Annotated in this window: 1 protein-coding gene; it reads left to right on the top strand. The window is 63.0% G+C overall.

Going from position 1 to position 1,577, the window contains the following annotated elements:
• The first annotated feature begins 14 nt into the window (after positions 1-14).
• On the top strand, positions 15-1,544 hold the full coding sequence (locus ACM43_RS09680; RefSeq protein WP_271539862.1) for an ISL3 family transposase: 1,530 nt from the start codon (positions 15-17) through the stop codon (positions 1,542-1,544).
• Positions 1,545-1,577 lie beyond the last annotated feature (33 nt).

Here is a 1,577-nt window from a genome sequence, read left to right as displayed (position 1 = left end):
TCCACCGCTCCAGTCTGGTGCCGCGTGGGTTTGTTGTAGAGAGTGCGTGCTACGAGGGTGACAAGGCCGTCATTGCGGTCCGGGCATCCAGAAGTATTGGCTTGTGTCCATCGTGCGGGACGGTTTCGCGGCGTATTCATAGCCGGTATCGGCGACGCGTGACCGATCTGCCGCTGTCCGGGCGGGTTGTAGAGCTCCTGGTGATCGCTCGCCGGTTCCGCTGCGATGCCGTCCTGTGCGGACGCCAGATCTTCACGGAGCGTTTCGCCGACGAGATATTGGCTCGATCGGCACGACGCACGGCGAGGCTGGACTCTATCGTCCATCACCTTGGTCTGGTGCTTGGCGGTCGACCGGCGGCAGGCTTCGCAAAACGGCTGATGTTGCCGGTGAGCAGGGACACGCTTTTGCGCATGGTCCGACGCCGCAGCCGTCCGCCGACCGATCCGCTCAAGGTTATCGGTATCGATGACTGGGCCTGGCGGCGCAATCACCGATACGCCAGCATCATCTGCAACCTGGAAAGGCGCCGCGTGGTCACCCTGCTGCCGGACCGCGAGCCTGCGACCGCCCAAGCCTGGCTCGCCGCGCATCCCACGATCGCAATCGTCGCCCGCGATCGTGGCGGTGGCTATGGCGAAGCGGCAGCCAAAGCCTTGCCGCACGCGGTGCAGGTCGCCGACCGCTGGCATCTGATGGAGAATGCCAGTCGTGCCTTCCTTGACGCCGTCCGCAAATCAATGCGTCAGATTCGCACCGTCATCGGTGCGACAACGATCGATCCCCAGCTGCTGACAGCAGCCGAACGTCTCCAGTATGAGGGCTACTTGCGCCGCGAGGAGACAAACGCGGCCATCCTGGCTCTGTCGAAGAACGGCATACCCATCAAGCAGATCGTGCGACAGACTGGCCATAGCAGGAAGCTGGTACGGCAGGTGATCCGCGGCGAGCGGACTGATGTCTTCCGGACCCGTCAAAGTTCGTTGGATCTGCATTTGCCATGGCTCAATGATCAGTGGGCGTCCGGCCGTCGCAACGGGGCTGATCTTTGGCGCCGCCTAAAGGAGCGGGGCTTCCGCGGCTCGCTCCGCGTCGTCAGCGAGTGGGCAACCCGCAGACGACGGGCCGAAAAGGCTGATGCGCAGAACCTCCAGCGGATTCCCTCGGCCAGAACAATCGCGCGCCTCATGACAATCGGGCGGGACCTGCTCACGAAAGCGGAGACCGTCATGGTCGTGGCAATCGAAGCTGGCGTACCAACCCTGGTCGAGGCTCGCGAGATCATCGCCGAATTCCACCTGATGATCCGGCGCAAGACGGAGGTGAGCCTCATCCCATGGATCGAGCGCGCCCGCGCCAGTCTCGTCGCCTCGTTCGCAAACGGCGTTGCGAAGGACGGGGCGGCGGTACGGACGGCAATCATCTCACCATGGTCCAACGGCCAGACTGAAGGTCAGATCACGCGCCTCAAGCTCGTCAGACGTCAAATGTACGGCCGCGGCAAAATCGATCTGCTTCAAGCCAGGTTGATCGGCGCAGAATAGTCGGCGCTGCACCAAACTTGCGTCAGAGCCAAT

Source organism: Bradyrhizobium sp. CCBAU 45321, assembly GCF_028128975.1.
In the GTDB taxonomy this organism is placed as follows: Bacteria; Pseudomonadota; Alphaproteobacteria; order Rhizobiales; family Xanthobacteraceae; genus Bradyrhizobium; species Bradyrhizobium yuanmingense.
Note: the sequence above shows the minus strand (reverse complement) of the source record. Positions and strands in the feature narration are given on the sequence as shown.